Raw genomic sequence first — 15829 nt, 5'->3', positions numbered from 1 at the left:
GCCCCGGACTGGGGGGCCGGTCGGCGGGCCGGTCGTCGGGTCATCCGATCATGTGCCGGACATGTCCCACGCTACTGTTAGAATTTGCCGCGCAGCGTCACGCCGTACGTGCGCGGTTCGGCCAGGAACTGCGAGAAGAGCTGGCGGCCGCCGGGATATTGCGGATCGGAGAACGTCGCGTTGGACGTGCCCGCCTGGAACGGAGAGTTGAACGCGACCTGGGCGTAATTCTTGTTGAAGACATTCTGCCCCCAGAACTCGATCGCCCACATCTCGTCTTTGCCGCGCAGGCCGATACGGGCATTGACCAAAGCGAAGCTATCCTGCTCCTTTTGCGGGAACAGATCGGACCCGGTATTATAGTCGCTCGACAGGCGCGTATCGACATAGAACAGCCCCGAGAGCCCGCTGCTGCCGATATCGGGCGTCCAGGCCGCGGACCCTGTCACCACCACTTTCGGCGCGTTGGACAGATTGTCGCCAGGCAATTTGCGCAACGCCGCATTGAGCGGTGCACCGGCATTGTTGCCGACCAGGTTGTCGCGATATTTGGTATCGGCATAGGTCAGGCCGGCAGAGACGCGGAAGTCGCGCGCCGGCACCAAGGAAGCCTCGAGCTCGACGCCTTGCGACACCACGCCGTAGCTGACATTGTCCTCGGCGCAGGCCCCGGTGGCCGAGCTCGTATCGCGATCCGCGCCGTTCAGGCTTTCCGAGCAGCCGTTGATGTTCTGCACGATGAACACCGTGCCATCGAAGGTGTTAAGCTGGAAACTACTGAACTGCTGGCGGAAGCCGGCGACCGACAGGCTGAATGGTCCGGTGCCATATTTTGCACCGATTTCGAAGGCATTGACCTTCTCCGGCTCGAACTGCAGCGCGCTAACCAGCGCTTGCGCGCCGCCCAATGCAGCGAAGCTCGTCGTTGGCACACCGGCGCTGTTGACGGCGATCGGCGACTTGAGCGCGGAACGGTCGAAATTGAACCCGCCCGCCTTATAGCCGCGCGAGAAGCTGGCATAGAGCAACAGATCGTCGATCGGTTTCCATGACAGGATCGCGGTGCCGGTGAACTCGTCTTCATGGCGTTTGTCGCTGACGCTCACGCCGTTCAATTCGGCCGTCGAATTGCCCTGACAGCCCAGCCCGATCAGTCCGCCCGCCAGCGCACGCACGGTCGCATTGGCGCTGATCAGATCATCGGTCAGCGTATTCTGTAGCGTGACGCAGCCGGTATTGTTGTTGCCGAAGGTGGCGCCAAAGCGCTTGCGCTCGTCGGTGTAACGCAGGCCGAGCGTCAGATCGACGGTATCGGTGAGGTGGATGATATTGTGCGTGAAGGCGGCGAAGCTGCGGCTGCTCTGGCGGTAGCGATCGACCGTCGATCCGACATTGTTGATCCCGTCGAGCGTCAGGAAGCCGTTGCGGATATCCGCGCCGAACGATCCCAGCGTTGCCAGACCGATGCCCGGTGCGACGCAGCCCGGGCTGGTCGGCGAATATAGGCCAGCCAGGCCACCGCCGGAGATGATCCGGCAGGTTGCGAAGCGGCCATATTGGCTGCCGAACTTAAGATTGCTTTTGCCGCGGAACTGCTCGTTCGAATAGAAGCCGCCGATCAGCCAGTCGAGCTTATCGTCGAATGCGCTGCCCTGCAGGCGCAATTCCTGCGTGAACGTCTTGAAGGCGCGGCGGCTGTTGCCATCGGATTCGGTAAACAGGATATCGACCGAGCTATAGTCCGTGTCCGATCCCTGCTCGTTATAATAGCTGCGATAGGCGGTGATCGATGTCAGGCTGACATCGCCGAACGACCAGTCGAGCTGGCCCGACACGCCCCAATCCTGCGTCTCGCCCTCATAGTCGCGACCGGCGGAAACCGAGATGTTGCGCGAGTAACCCTGACTGAACGCGCCGACATCCTGCCCTAGATCGCGCAGCACGTTGATGATGTTGTTGCCCCCAGCGAGCCCCGTGGTGAGCGGGGTGGCGGGAGTGTTGAGATTGCCGATGTACGGGTTCACGCTCTGCCCGACATAGGTCGCCGCGCAGCATGCTTCCTTGCGCTTGCTATAGTCGCCGATCAGCCGGAAGCTGACATCCGAGGTCGGTTCGAACAACACTTGGCCGCGCAGGAAATAACGGTCGCGATCGTTGACCCGCGTGTCGTTGGTGGTGTCTTTGTAGAAGCCGTCGCGCTTGACATAGACGCCGTCCAGGCGCGCCGCGATCTTCTCGGTGATCGGACCAGTGACACTGCCCGACAAGCGCACAAAATCGAAATTGCCGTAGGTCGCCTCGGCCGTGCCGCCAAATTCGAACGACGGCTTTTTGCTGACGATGCTGATCAGGCCGGCGGAGGAGTTGCGCCCGCCAAGCGTACCCTGCGGCCCGCGCAGCACCTCGATCCGGTCGATCTCGCCCAATTCGTTGAGCCCGATGCCGGACCGCGAACGATAGACGCCGTCGATAAACACGACGACCGAGCTTTCCAGCCCGGGATTGTCGCCGACCGTGCCGATGCCGCGAATACGGGGCGAGCCATTGGCTTCCGAGCCGGTCGAGGACACGAGCAAGGACGGCGCGAGCTGGTTGAGCTGGCGGATGTCGTTGGCGCCGGAATTCTGCAGCGATTCGGATGTCACGGCGGAGATTGCGACGGGCACGTCGGCCAGCGCCTGGGCGCGGCCCTGCGCCGTGACGATGATGTCGGCGCCGCTTTCGTCTTGTGCCTGGGGGGCGGCGGCGGCCTCGGACGGCGCACCAGTGGCGGCTTCGGTCTGCTGCGCCCATGCCGGCGTGGCGAGTCCCATTGCGAGGACTGTAAGGGCGCACGCCGACATATATTGCTTGTTGAGCATCACTCTCTCCCTAAGCGGCCAGAACTTTAGTAGTTCCGTACCTCATCCTCGAAAATAGCCAAGTTGGCCTATGCGTCAAGCAGAACTAGCGTTGCATGACGCTACGGAGTGCGTCTGTTGCCGAAAAGTCATAGTTTGAAAGACCCGGACCGGCCAGAACGTGTATTCGAAATAGCGAAAAAGGCCGGCCCGGGAGGGGCTTGGCGCGATCAGTAGCCGTTGAGCCGGGCGAAGCGTTCGCGATGATACGCGGCGTTGCCCCACATCGTCTCCAGCACGCGCGCGCGCTTGAGGTAGAAACCGGCGTCATGTTCGTCGGTCATGCCGATGCCACCATGGAGTTGGACCATCTCGCGGCTCACCAGATGCAGCGTATCGCTGGCGATCGCCTTGGCCAGGCTGACCGCCTGATCGGTGTCGCTGCGCTTGGCGTCGATCGCCTCCAACGCGCCCTCCACCGCGGAGCGCATCAGCTCGAGCTCGGTGAACATCTTGGCCATGCGATGCTGCAATGCTTGGAAGGTCGACAATTGCTGGCCGAATTGCACGCGCTGCTTGAGATAATCCTTGGTCACGGCAAAGGCTTGCTCCGCCATGCCGAGCATTTCCGCGGCCAGCGCCGCGGTCGCGAGGTCGATGACCTGAGCGGTGAGTTCAGGCCCGCCGAGCTTCTCCGCTTTGGCGCCGCTGAACGTGACCTGCGCATGACTGCGCGAATCCGCCATCTTCCGCGTCGAGCGTGTCACGCCCTCATCGCCGGCGACGAGATACAGACCGTCGCTGGCCGCCACGACGAACAGATGCGCGCTATCGCCTTCCGCGACGAAAGCTTTGGTGCCGGTCAGTGCGCCGTCGGAAACGGCAGTGGCGATCGTCGCCGGATCGTGCACCGGGCCTTCGTCGATCGCCAAGGTCGCGACGACCTCGCCGGAGGCAATCTGCGGCAGCCACGTGCTCTTCGCTGTGTCCGACGTGCCAAGGGCGATCGCCGCCGCCGCCGCCGCGGTCGAAGCGAGCGGCGACGCGGTCAGGTTGCGGCCCAATTGTTCGAGCACCAGCCCGAGCGACAGATAGCCGAACGCCGATCCGCCATATTCTTCCGGCACGACGATCCCGGCCCAGCCCATTTCGCCGATCTGCTGCCAGGCAGCGGTGTCATATCCTTCCGCCGGCGCGGCATTGCGCACCTTGCGAAAGGCCGTCACTGGCGCCTCGTTATCGGCCCATTCGCGCGCCATATCGCGCAGCATCGTCTGTTCTTCGTTCAATACGGCCATGTCGTTAACTCCCTCTCCCCACCGGGGAGAGGGCCGGGGAGAAGGGCAGTGTGTCCCACTGCCCTCTCCACACTGCCCCTCTCCCGGCGTCGCTTCGCTCGCCTGCCCTCTCCCCGGCGGGGAGAGGGAGAATTCTTACTGGTGATCCAGCATCCCCAGGATGCGCTTGGCGATCACGTTGTTCTGGATCTCGGTCGACCCGCCATAGATCGACACCGCCTTGCCCCACAGCCAGGTGCGGGTCTGGCCGATCTCGTCCTCGCTGAACCCCTCGCCTTCCCAGCCCAGCCCGTTCATGCCCATGATCTCGATGCTCAGCTCGGCACGATCCTGCGTGATGCGCGCGCCGACATTCTTCATGATGCTGGTCGCCGCCGACGGCCCCTGGTTGGACTTGGCCTCCAGCGCCGCGCGGCGCAGCGTCAGCGCAAAGGCGCGGCTGTCCATGTCGTGCCGCACGATGCGCATGCGCAGATCGCTGTCGCTGACCCGGCCCTGCTCGTCGGTGCCGCGATATTCCTTGGCCAGCGTGCCGATCGGCTTGCCCGCGAACATCCGCGCCGATCCACCGCCCGACAGGCTGGAGCGCTCGTGCTGCAGCAGCCGCTTGCCGATCGTCCACCCCTCGCCTTCGCGGCCGACGAGATTTTCCTTGGGCACCTTCACATTGGTGAAGAACGTCTCGCAGAATGGCGACGAGCCCGAGATCAGCCGGATCGGCTTCACTTCGACGCCCTCGGCATCCATATCGATCAGCATGAAGCTGATGCCTTCATGCTTTTTCGATTTGTCGGTCCGCACCAGGGCAAAGCATTTGTCGGCCCATTGCCCGCCCGAGGTCCAGGTCTTCTGCCCGTTGACCAGATAGTGATCGCCCTTGTCCTCGGCGAACATCTGCAGGCTCGCCAGATCGGAGCCGGCACCCGGCTCGGAATAGCCCTGGCACCAGCGGATCGTGCCATTGGCGATCGCCGGGATATGCTGGCTCTTCTGCTCTTCGGTGCCATATTCCAGCAGCGTCGGGCCGAACATCATCACGCCCATCCCGCCGACCGGGTTCCACGCGCCAACCCGCCCCATTTCCTCCTGCAGCACGCGCACCTGCGCGCGATCCAACCCGCCGCCGCCATATTGCTTGGGCCAGGCGGGCACGCCCCAGCCTTTCTCGCCGACGGCCTTTTTCCACGCCTCTTCCTCGGGCGATGCTTCGCTCGGCCCATCGACCGCCGACATCGCATTGTCCTTGCCCTTGAGCGAGGCGGGGAAGTTCTCCGCCAGCCAGTCGCGCACTTCCTGGCGGAAGCTGTCGAGCGGATTGACGGGGGCGTCGAGTTCAGCGGCGGAAGCCATGGGTCCTCATCCTTTTTGTCGAATCTGAATATCGGGTATGGCGCCGGGATGGCACAGATTGGCAGCGATGCAAAGACCCGCCGGCGCCGGGCGGTCGCGCCCCCCTGCCCGGCACCGCACGCGAGCTACTAGGCTCGCGCCACCCACGCCCAGTAAAGCGAAGATCGGCCAATACCGATTGACGTAAATCGCCAATACATCTTACTATTAGTGGTTCTCGGGGGAGGAAGACATGGCCGATACCAATGAAGACCCCAAGGTCTTCGTACTGGGGCGTGAACTAAGCGAGGTTCACTTGCTGCTCGACAACCTTGCCGCCAACCCGACGACCAATCTCTCCGCACTGACCAAGGACAAGCCGGAATGGCTGCCGGCCGACTGGATCGAGCAGGTGTGCAGCGTCAACTGGCCTCCCGCGGAGCAGGTGCGCGACCAGGCCAAGCAGGCCGCCTTGCTGATCAAGGCCAAGGATTATCTCAACAGCCTGTCTTACCCGGCCAGCGGCGCGACGATCGCCTTCACGCTGCTCGTGACCCAGGAAGAATCCGCCGATCGCGAGCGTCGCCGCCGGGCCAGCGAGCAGATCGAAGGTGACGACGAACCACGCGTCGCCGCCGCCCCCTCGCGCCGCTCGATGGCGTGCGCCGCCTATCCGGATCTGGCCGGTCGGGCGGCGCGGTTCCGGCGCATGATGCTGTTCATGAACGGCTTCCTGCTGATCTGGCTGACCATCACCTGCGCCATTTCCTGGTATGTCGCATTCGGCAACGCGCAATTGGGCGAACTCGCCACCGCGCAGGCCAATCTCGTCGCCGCGCAAAAGCGCGTCGATATGGCCGAGGCCGGCAAGGCCCCGGCGACGCTCCCGTTAGACCAGGCCGCGGAACAAGAGGGCGACGCTAGGCCGTCGGTCGCGGCGGCCGAGCTGACCACCCCGTCTGTTGCGCAAAGCCCCTATATCACGGGCTATTGCGATCGAATCCGACTCTTGCCGGCGCTTCCTGCGAGCAGCGGCAAGGAGATTGCGCAATATGAAAGCGCCGAACAGCGCCAGGCCTGTACCGGGCTGGTCGCCGCGCAGGAAGACGTGGTGCGCGTGCAACGCTCGCTCGCCAGATGGCTGTTTCAGAACAACGCGGTGAAGAAACCGGGCGAAGTCGTCAACGGCCCCGGGATCGTCGGTTATGCCGCGTCGCTCGCCGGGATCATTGCCTCCGCGATCCTACCAGTGCTGTACGGCTTCTTGGGCGCGGCCGCCGCGGTCGTTCGCTCGCTGTCGCGCAAGACCCGCGCCAGCCTGCTGACGCCGCGCGACTTGCAGTTGTCCGTGCAGCAGCTGGCCCTGGGTGCGGTGGTCGGTGCCTGTATCGGTCTGTTCATCGGCCAGCCGAGCAGCGACGACGCGGGAACCGGCCTGATCGGCCCGGTCGCCTTGTCCAGCTCCGCCCTGTCGTTCGTCGCCGGTTTCGGCGTCGAGGCGGTGTTCGAGACGCTGGAAGCATTGATCGCGCGGATCTTCAACATCGCCACCCCCGCGCCGCAGGAGAAAGCGATGCCGGGCGAAGCAAGCTGACCCTCCTTCGCCACCGACGCACCGTCCCCATGTGACCGTCAGCCCGGGCCCAGGTTCATCGTCCAGCATCCTCGGCCGCCACTACGTTGGCGGGCCGCAATCCGCGGGGCCAAATCCGGGGTGACGCGCGGGGACGAACCGGCCAGTATCCGTGGCGCGCACCGACGCCGATGAGCAAGGATATCCATCATGCATTTCGCCAACCGCGCCGTGCCGATCGTGCTTGCCGCCGTGCTGATCGACACGATCGGCTTCGGCATCGTCATGCCCGTCTTGCCCGCCTTGATCACGCAGCTCGGCCAGGTCGGGATCGATGAGGCGACGCGGATCGCCGGCTATATGCTCGTCGCCTTCGCGCTCGCGCAGTTCGTTGCCGGTCCGATCCTCGGCAATTTGAGCGACCGGTTCGGCCGTCGCCCCGTGCTGATCGCCTCGATGCTGGCGTTCGGGATCGACTATGCCTTGATGGCGGCCGCGCCGACGCTTGCCTGGCTGTTCCTCGGCCGCTTCATCGCCGGCATCGCCGGCGCGATCTATGGCCCGGCGAGCTCGGTGATCGCCGACGTCACCCCACCTGACAAGCGCAGTGCGGCCTTCGGCTATGTCAGCGCGGCGTTCGGCATCGGCTTCATCATCGGCCCGGCATTGGGCGGGCTGATCTCCGGCCTCGGCCCCCGCGCGCCGTTCATCGCTGCGGCCATATTGGCGCTCGGCAATGCCGCGATCATGACGCTGGCAATGCCCGAATCGCTCGCACGCGACCACCGCCGCCCGTTCCGGTTGCGCGATTCGCATATCGTGGGCGCGTTCAAGCCGTTGTTCGACAGCCGCGTCGCCGCGCCATTGCTGCTCGTCGCGTTCATCTGGCAGTTCGCACATCAGGTGTATCCCGCGACCTGGGCGTTCTGGGCGACGATCCGTTTCAACTGGAGCCCGGGCGCGATCGGCCTCAGCCTCGCTTATGTCGGGCTGATCATGGCGCTGGTGCAGGCACTGCTCGTCGCGCCGGTGATCGGGCGCGTCGGCGATCGGCGCGCCTTGCTGATCGGGCTGGCGTTCGGCGCAGCGGGCTTCCTTGCCTTGGCCTTCGTCACCGCGGGGTGGCAGACCTATGCGTTCATGGTGATCGGAGCCTTGTCCGGATTTGTCGGCCCGGCGGTCAACGGGCTGCTGTCGCGCATGGTCGGCCCCGAGCGGCAGGGGGCGTTGCAGGGCGGGCTTGGTAGCCTGGCCAGCGTTGCCGCGATCATCAGCCCGCTGATGATGACGCAGACGCTGGCCGCCGGCGTCGAACATGGTTTCCCGGGCGCGGCGTTCCTGCTCGCAGGATTGCTGGTGCTGATCGCGATCGGCATCGTTGTCGGGAAGGTGCTTGAGCGCACGACCTCCGCGACCGAGGGGGTCGCGGAGGAAGCGAAGACCGGAGTATAAGCGTACTGCCCCCCGGCCGATCGCCTTACTTGGCTGGTGCCACGGGCACCGGAGCAACCGGCGCCACGACCGGTGCCACAACCATCGGCTGGGGGGCGCCTGCCGCGAAAGCGACCGCAACATCCTCATCGATAAACGCGTTGAGCGGCGCGCCGAGCGGAATGTTCGCGCTGGTGCCAGTGGTGAAGAAGCCCGCAACGGGCAGGAACGCCACCGCAGCGACCACGCCACCCGTTCCCGTCGTCCCCTTATCGTCGATCAAGCCGGTCATGCGGATTTGGCGGCCATTGGCCCGGACGAACAGAACGCGTGCGCCAATCCGGCCTGATTTGCCCCACATGCCCTTGTACCGCACGTCAGTCACTTCGCCGGTCACCGGGCTGCCGACCGGGATAACGATTTGTCCGCCGACCGTCACCGGCTCGGCCGTCTCCATCTGGAAGCGATAGCCTACCTTCAGGCCCTTGCCCTTGGTGGTCAGTGCTTCCGACATCTTGAGCGGCACCTGCGTGCCGGCGCGCAGTACGGCTGGTGTGACCGCGCCGACGACAAGCGTCGACCCGGGCACGCCTTGCCCGCTGGCGGGTATTGCGGACGCGACAATAGGTGCGCTCGAGAGCGCGATAAGCAACTTGTTCATGAAATCCCCCTGGATGCCGGTTTTCCCCACCGGCGCGCGCAAGTGATTGAAAAATAGAGACCGTGTCAATCGGTCCTGCGCGCTTGGAAGGAAGAATCTATGTCCTGTCTCCGGCAAGAAGGGTAGGGCCGCAAAGTGAGCACAGCGATTGGTGCGGTACGTACCTGCATGCCGATCCACGCCGGATCGCCCAAGCTGGCCCGCCCTGCCCGGTAACGATCGCCACCACCCCGCAGCCTGATCAGGCCGCTGCGCTCGGCCGCGCCGAAGCGCGCTTCTGCCAGGCGGACAGATGTTCGAGCTCGTCGGGCATGCCCACACCGACAAACGCGGCGAAATCCACCGTCGTCAGCAGCACGATATCGGCGATCGTGTAGCTTTTGCCGTCGAGCCATTCGCGATCCGCCAGGAAGCGATCGAACTCCGCCATCGCCGCCACCACGCGCGGTTTCTGGCTTTCGCCATAGTCGGTATATTGCGGCTTCACGACGCGCGCCGTGAACGGATGGGTGTGCATCCATACCGCGGCGAGCGGCGTCATCAGCCGCAGCTCGATCCGCCGCGTCCACATATCGACTTCGGCCAGGCCCTTCGCTCCGCTGCCGAACATCGGCGGCGTGGGATGGATCGCTTCGAAGAAGCGGCAGATCGACACGCTTTCGGTGATCACGCTGCCATCGTCGAGCTTCAGCGCCGGGATCTGGCCCAGCGGATTGATCGCTCGGAACGCCTCGCTCTTATGCTCGCCCGCCGGTATCGCGACCATCTCGCGCGGCACGCTCAGCCCCTTCTCGGCGAGATAGATGCGCACGCGGCGCGGGTTGGGCGCCGGATTGGCAGCGTCGTAGAACAGCATGACATCCCCCTCGCCGATTCTCTTTTAGAACATCGCGTATGGCATTTCGCTCTTCGCTAGACTAGCGGAGTCGAACCATGGGAACCGATATCGCCACCGCCGCCCAGCTGCTCGACAGCGCCTTCGCCACGCTGCCGGCGCTGATCCGCGCCCACGCCCGCGAACATCCCGACAAGGTCGCTGTGGCCGAGGCCGGCGGTGAGCTCGATTATGCCGGGCTCGACGCGTTGATCGACCGCGTTGCCGCTGCGTTGCAGCGCGATGGGATCGCGCACGGCGCGTCCGTCGCGATCGTCGCCGCCGCCAGTATCGAAAATGCCGCAGTCTTCCTTGGCGCGCTGCGCGCCGGCGGGGTCGCCACCCCGCTCGCGCCTTCCGCCACGCCAGAGTCGATCGCGGCGATGATCGCCGATTGCGGCGCGGCCATCACGTTTGTCGATGCCGACGCCGCCGCCGCGCTCGCCGGCCAGCACATCCCGGGCAAGCTCGTCCACCTCAAGTCGCTCGGCACCTGGCTCTCGCCGGACGGCACCAGGCCCGCGCCGGTCGAGATCAAGCCAACCGACGGCTTCAACATCATCTATTCCTCCGGCACCACCGGCAGCCCCAAGGGCATCGTGCAGAGCCACGCGATGCGCTGGGCGCATATCGCGCGCAACGCCGCCGCCGGGTTCGGCGACGCGGTGACGATGATCGCCACCCCGCTCTATTCCAACACCACTTTGGTCAGCTTCCTGCCCACCTTGGGCTGGGGCGGCACCGTCGTGCTGATGAAGAAGTTCGACGCGCGCGGCTATCTGCAGCTCGCCGAACGCCACCGCGCGACGCACACCATGCTCGTCCCCGTCCAATATCAGCGCATCATGGCGCTGGACGATTTCGATCGCTTCGACCTGACCAGCTTCCGCCTCAAGACCAGCACCAGCGCCCCGTTCTCCGCTGCGCTCAAGGCCGATGTCGTCAAGCGCTGGCCCGGCCTGCTGGTCGAATATTACGGCATGACCGAGGGCGGCGCCTCGACCGGGCTTAACGCCACCGCCCATCCCGACAAATTGCACACCGTCGGCCCGCCGCTCCCCGGCCACGAGATCCGCCTGATCGACGATGACGGCAACGAGGTCGCACCAGGCGAAATGGGCGAAGTGGTCGGCCGCAGCCCGACCATGATGACCGGCTATCACGGCCGCGCCGAGGCCACCGCATCGGCCGAATGGCACGACGCCGAGGGCAACCGCTACATCCGCCACGGCGATGTCGGGCGCTTCGACGAAGACGGCTTCCTGATCCTGCTCGACCGCAAGAAGGATTTGATCATCTCCGGCGGATTCAACATCTATCCCACTGATCTCGAAGCCGTGCTCGGCCAGCACCCTGCGGTGGCCGATTGCAGCGTGATCGGCATGCCCTCCGAGGCATGGGGCGAAACCCCGGTCGGCTTCTATGTGCCGCATACCGGCGTCGCCGCCGGCATCGACGAGATCCGCGACTGGACCAATGCGCAGCTCGGCAAGACGCAGCGCCTGTCGGCCTTGCACGCGATCGACGAGTTGCCAAGAAGCGCGATCGGCAAGGTGCTCAAGCGCGAATTGCGCGATCGTCTACGACAAGGCGCCAATTGATGCTCCCGCGCTCCTACTCAGGCGCCACCCCGGCGAAGGCCGGGGCCCAGTCGCGAAGGTCGATATGACGGAGCGCAACGCCCGACATCTGCCGTCTCCCAACTGGGCCCCGGCGTTCGCCGGGGAAGTGGTATTTTCGGTTTCAGGATAACGACTCATGACCTCGATCACCGATATCCTCGCAGCCGCCTCCGTCACCGACACCGGCTTCACCGCCACGATCACCCCTAACTGGCTGCAAGGCCGCACCGCCTATGGCGGCCTGTCCAGCGCGCTCGCGCTCCACGCCGCGCAGGCGTGCGAACCCGACCTGCCGCCATTACGCTCCGCGCAGGTCGCGTTCATCGGCCCACTCTCCGGCCCCGTGACCGTCACCGCGACCAAGCTGCGCCGCGGCCGCAATGCCGCGTTCATTCAGTCCGACATCGTTTCCGACGCCGGTCTCGGCTATCGCGCCACCTTCGTGTTCATGTCCGATCAGCTATCGCGCATCGATCTCGACGGTCGCCTGCAGAGCGACCACCGCCCGCCCGCGCCCGACGCCGAACTGTACACCGGCCCACCCGAATTCTTCACCGGCAACTTCAACTTCTTCGATTATAAGGACGGGCTGGGCGATGCCGAATGGCTGCGTTGGGGCCGGCTGCGCGAGCGCGACGGGCTCGATCCGATGGTCGAGGTAATGGCGCTGGCCGATGCCTTGCCCCCGGCAGCGTTCAAATTGCTCGGCAAGCAACCCGCCCCGCTCAGTTCGCTGACCTGGATCGTCAATCTGCTGACGCCCACGCCGCGGACGACCGACGGCTGGTGGCTGCTCTCGGCCAAGTCCGATTACGCCAAGAATGGCTGCTCCAGCCAAACGATGATGCTGTGGAATGCCGATGGCACGCCGATCGCGCAGGGCATGCAGAGCGTGGCGATCTTCGCCTAACCTCTGCCAGCCGTCATCTTCGGACTGGTCCGGGGAACATCGCCGCGACACTTTGCGACAATTTTCCCGCGCGCCGACACATGCCAGCGACATGCCCGTTCCATTACCGTCGGCAAGGACGCGGATAGGCCGCGACCCGCCCGGGAACCGCACATGAACAAGAAGCTCCTCATCGCCGCCGCGCTCGCCACTTCGGCGGTCGGGGGCATTGCCGTCACCGCGAGCGCGGTGATGGCGCCACGCGGTCCGATGGCCGCCGATACCGACAAGAACGGCGCCGTCTCGCGCAGCGAATTCTTCACCGCCGCGCAAAGTCGCTTCACCCAGCGCGACGCCAATAGCGATCGCAAGCTCAGCGGCGACGAGATCGAGACCGGCCGCCGCGGCGAAAAGCTGCTGCGCGACGACGCCAACAAGGACGGCGTGATCACGTTCGCCGAAGCCACCGCCGCGGCGTCCGCGCACTTCACGGCGCAGGACGAAGATAAGGACGGCCAGCTTTCCGGCGAGGAAGCGCGCCCGCGCGGTCTGCGCGGCATGCGCGGGCGTGGCGACATGGCGGGCATGATGTTGCGTCATGCCGACACCAACAAGGACGGCAAGGTCAGCCGCGACGAGTCCCGAGCCGAGGCTGACCAACGGTTCGATCGCGTCGACGCCAACCATGACGGTTTCATCGACCGCACCGAGATGGAGGCCATGCGCGGTCCTGGCCGTGGCCCCGGCGGTCCGGGCGGCGACATGCCGCCGCCGCCACCGCCTGCCGAGGGCGAGTAACCCGATGCCGGGCGGCGGATCGTCGCCCGGCACCTTCTCCAACCGGGAAACATCATGCTAAGCGCCGAACCGATGGGAGACATGCCACATCTGCTGCTCGTCGATGACGAACGCTCGATCCGCGAGCCGCTCGCGCAATATCTGACCAAGCAGGGTTTTCGCGTTACCCAGGCCGGCGACGCCGCCACCGCACGCACGCGCCTATCGGCTTATGCCATCGACCTCGTCGTGCTCGACATCATGATGCCTGGCGAGGACGGGCTGAGCCTAACCCGCCATATCCGCGAGACCAGCGAGATCCCCGTCATCCTGCTCACCGCGCGCAGCGAGGAAACCGACCGCATCGTCGGGCTGGAAATGGGCGCCGATGATTATGTCGTGAAGCCCTTTTCCCCGCGCGAACTCTCCGCCCGCATCAAGGTCATCCTGCGCCGCGCCGCGGCCGGCGGCACGCGCCAGCACGCACCGGATAGCGGCGCCTTCGCCTTTGCCGGCTGGGTGCTCAAATCGGGTGAACGCGCGCTGGTCGATCCCGAAGGCGTGTCGGTGCCGCTGTCGACCGGCGAGTATAATTTGCTCCACGCGCTGGTCACCCGCCCGCGCCAGGTGCTGACGCGCGACCAGTTGCTCGACCTCACCCAAGGCCGCGAGGCCGCCGCATTTGATCGTGCGATCGACAATCAGGTCAGCCGGCTGCGCCGCAAGATCGAGGCCGACCCGAAGAATCCGGATCTGATCAAGACCGTGTGGGGTGGTGGCTACACGCTCGCCGCCGAGGTCACCCGCTTGTGAGCAAGCTGCGGCTCTGGCCGCGCAGTCTGGCCGGGCAGATGGCGCTGCTCATCGCACTGGCGCTGTTCGTCGCGCAGTTGATCAATTTCTCCATGTTGCTGCGCGAGCGACGCAATTTTCGCTTCGAACAGGCCACCGGCCCAGCCGTTGCGCGCATCGTCGACGCGGTCGAACGGAGCGCCGAAGCACAGCTTTCGCCCGATCGCGGCCGCGTGCGGCTGTTCGAGCGGTCGCCGATCGACAAAGCGGCTGAGCATCGCCCCGAGGTCGAACAAGGTATTCGCGACGCCCTGCGCGACGCTGGGCTCAGGGTTGGCCGGATCGAGACCGCCGTGGTCGACGACCGGCCCGCCCGGCTGCGGCGCCCGGGCCCGCCGCGCGGCCGCCGCCCTGACGGCCTGGGCAGCGGCGACTTGATCATCGCGGTGGAGCGCATCGGCGGCGGCTGGCTCGTCTCCGCTACCCCTTGGCCGCGCGGCGAAGGCCAGCTGTTCCTCCGCCTCATCGCGCAGACGCTGATCCTCTATGGGATCATTCTGCTGCCGGTCTTGTGGATCGGCCGGCGCATTTCGCGCCCGCTGCAGAGCCTGGCCGTCGCCGCCCGTAACTTCACCCCCGGCGAGGTCGACGTGCCGATCGTCGAGGATGGGCCGCAGGACCTGCGCGACGTGGTCGCCGCGTTCAATGCGCTGCGGCTGCGCGTGACGGCGATGCTCGACGAGAAGGATCGCATGCTCGGCGCGATCGGCCATGATCTGCGCACGCCCCTCGCCGCATTGCGGGTGCGCATCGAATCGGTCGAGGACGAGGCCGACCGGACCAAGATGGCCGACACGATCATGGAAATGGATCGCACGCTCGACGACATTCTGTCGCTGGCGCGCCTCGGCCGCCCGAGCGAACCGCTCACCCAGGTCGATCTCGCCGCGTTGGTCGACGCGGTGGTCGAGGATTTCCGTGATCTCGGTGCCGACGTCACGTTCGACGAGGAAACGCCGCGGCTGCAGATGCGGCTGCGCCCCTCGCTGATGCGCCGCGCGGTGCGCAACCTGATCGAGAATGCGGTGAAATACGGCACGTCGGCTGCGGTCAGCGTCCAGCCCGCACCTGGCCGGGTCGATATCGTCGTGGCCGATCAGGGGCCAGGTATTCCGGAAGATCGCCTCGCCGATGTGTTCGATCCGTTCACCCGGCTGGAAACATCGCGCAATCGCGATACCGGCGGGATCGGCCTTGGCCTCGCTTTGGCCAGCGCCATCGTCGCAGATGCCGGTGGCAGCATTCGGCTTGAAAACCGTAGCGGCGGCGGGCTCGACGCGACGATTAGCCTGCCACGCTAGCCTTTCTCTTTGCGATGATGGCGGCGGCACGCCTTTTAAAGCAACAAATACTGTGTTATACGTATAAATACAGGGCTAGTAACGCACTTGGGGTGCGTGGCGGGCCGGGGGGTAAACGCCATGAACGCCTTAGAGGTCTACACCTTACTGAACGACGCCTGCCGCCTGCTCGATGACGAGGGGGATCACGCCATCGCGGCGTATGTCGGTCTGGCGATGGCTTTGCTCGCCGACAAATATGATATTGAAACCGATGATGCTGGCGCCGCGCAGGGCGTGCATGCCGCGCATATTCCCAAGCCCGCGACCAAAAGCGGCAGCCCCTGGGCCTGAGCGAGGCGGCGCGCGACGTGTGCCGCCCAACATCTATCTCGCCTACCGA

General features: G+C 65.4%; 13 protein-coding genes. 8 read left to right on the top strand and 5 right to left on the bottom strand.

Features of this window, described 5'->3' with window-relative positions; all coding sequences use genetic code 11:
- Positions 1-77: 77 nt before the first annotated feature.
- The 3 genes from U1739_RS15395 to U1739_RS15385 all read right to left on the bottom strand — a co-directional run bounded on the left by U1739_RS15395 (position 78) and on the right by U1739_RS15385 (position 5488).
- Positions 78-2861 carry a TonB-dependent receptor gene (locus U1739_RS15395; RefSeq protein WP_332709453.1) on the bottom strand — a complete coding sequence of 928 codons (2784 nt, stop codon included), beginning with the start codon at positions 2859-2861 and terminating at the stop codon, positions 78-80.
- Positions 2862-3070: 209 nt separating this feature from the next.
- Positions 3071-4138 (bottom strand): acyl-CoA dehydrogenase family protein, encoded by a 1068-nt coding sequence (locus U1739_RS15390; protein ID WP_332709452.1) that lies wholly within the window; start codon positions 4136-4138, stop codon positions 3071-3073.
- 135 nt (positions 4139-4273) lie between these two features.
- Positions 4274-5488 (bottom strand): acyl-CoA dehydrogenase family protein, encoded by a 1215-nt coding sequence (locus U1739_RS15385; protein ID WP_332709451.1) that lies wholly within the window; start codon positions 5486-5488, stop codon positions 4274-4276.
- A 232-nt stretch (positions 5489-5720) separates the two neighbouring features.
- On the opposite strand from U1739_RS15385, the gene U1739_RS15380 reads away from it, so the two are divergent.
- Positions 5721-7061 carry a hypothetical protein gene (locus U1739_RS15380; RefSeq protein ID WP_332709450.1) on the top strand — a complete coding sequence of 447 codons (1341 nt, stop codon included), beginning with the start codon at positions 5721-5723 and terminating at the stop codon, positions 7059-7061.
- Between the two features lie 189 nt (positions 7062-7250).
- Positions 7251-8492 (top strand): TCR/Tet family MFS transporter, encoded by a 1242-nt coding sequence (locus U1739_RS15375; protein WP_332709449.1) that lies wholly within the window; start codon positions 7251-7253, stop codon positions 8490-8492.
- Between the two features lie 25 nt (positions 8493-8517).
- Here the strand turns inward: U1739_RS15375 and U1739_RS15370 are convergent, their stop codons facing one another.
- Both U1739_RS15370 and U1739_RS15365 read right to left on the bottom strand, forming a co-directional pair.
- Entirely contained in the window at positions 8518-9132 is a 615-nt protein-coding gene (locus U1739_RS15370; protein ID WP_332709448.1) for a hypothetical protein, read from the bottom strand.
- Between the two features lie 241 nt (positions 9133-9373).
- Complete coding sequence (locus U1739_RS15365; protein ID WP_332709447.1) at positions 9374-9988, bottom strand: glutathione S-transferase family protein; 615 nt, start codon at positions 9986-9988, stop codon at positions 9374-9376.
- A 77-nt stretch (positions 9989-10065) separates the two neighbouring features.
- Between U1739_RS15365 and U1739_RS15360 the strand changes: the two genes are divergently transcribed.
- From U1739_RS15360 to U1739_RS15335, 6 genes are all read left to right on the top strand, one after another.
- Complete coding sequence (locus U1739_RS15360) at positions 10066-11607, top strand: class I adenylate-forming enzyme family protein (RefSeq protein WP_332709446.1); 1542 nt, start codon at positions 10066-10068, stop codon at positions 11605-11607.
- A 157-nt stretch (positions 11608-11764) separates the two neighbouring features.
- The gene (locus U1739_RS15355; protein ID WP_332709445.1) at positions 11765-12538 is read left to right on the top strand and encodes a thioesterase family protein; all 774 of its coding nucleotides are present in this window, start codon (positions 11765-11767) and stop codon (positions 12536-12538) included.
- A gap of 153 nt (positions 12539-12691) precedes the next feature.
- Positions 12692-13315: an EF-hand domain-containing protein gene (locus tag U1739_RS15350; protein WP_332709444.1), complete on the top strand. Its 624-nt coding sequence runs from the start codon at positions 12692-12694 to the stop codon at positions 13313-13315.
- 72 nt (positions 13316-13387) lie between these two features.
- On the top strand, positions 13388-14107 hold the full coding sequence (locus U1739_RS15345; protein ID WP_332709525.1) for a response regulator: 720 nt from the start codon (positions 13388-13390) through the stop codon (positions 14105-14107).
- Between the two features lie 38 nt (positions 14108-14145).
- Positions 14146-15447 (top strand): sensor histidine kinase, encoded by a 1302-nt coding sequence (locus tag U1739_RS15340; RefSeq protein ID WP_332709524.1) that lies wholly within the window; start codon positions 14146-14148, stop codon positions 15445-15447.
- 120 nt (positions 15448-15567) lie between these two features.
- Positions 15568-15780, top strand: coding sequence for a hypothetical protein (locus tag U1739_RS15335; RefSeq protein WP_332709443.1), 213 nt, complete (start codon positions 15568-15570; stop codon positions 15778-15780).
- Positions 15781-15829: the final 49 nt, after the last annotated feature.

Source organism: Parasphingomonas puruogangriensis (genome assembly GCF_036663635.1).
In the GTDB taxonomy this organism is placed as follows: domain Bacteria; phylum Pseudomonadota; class Alphaproteobacteria; order Sphingomonadales; family Sphingomonadaceae; genus Sphingomonas.
This window is presented reverse-complemented; position numbering and strand designations above follow the sequence as displayed.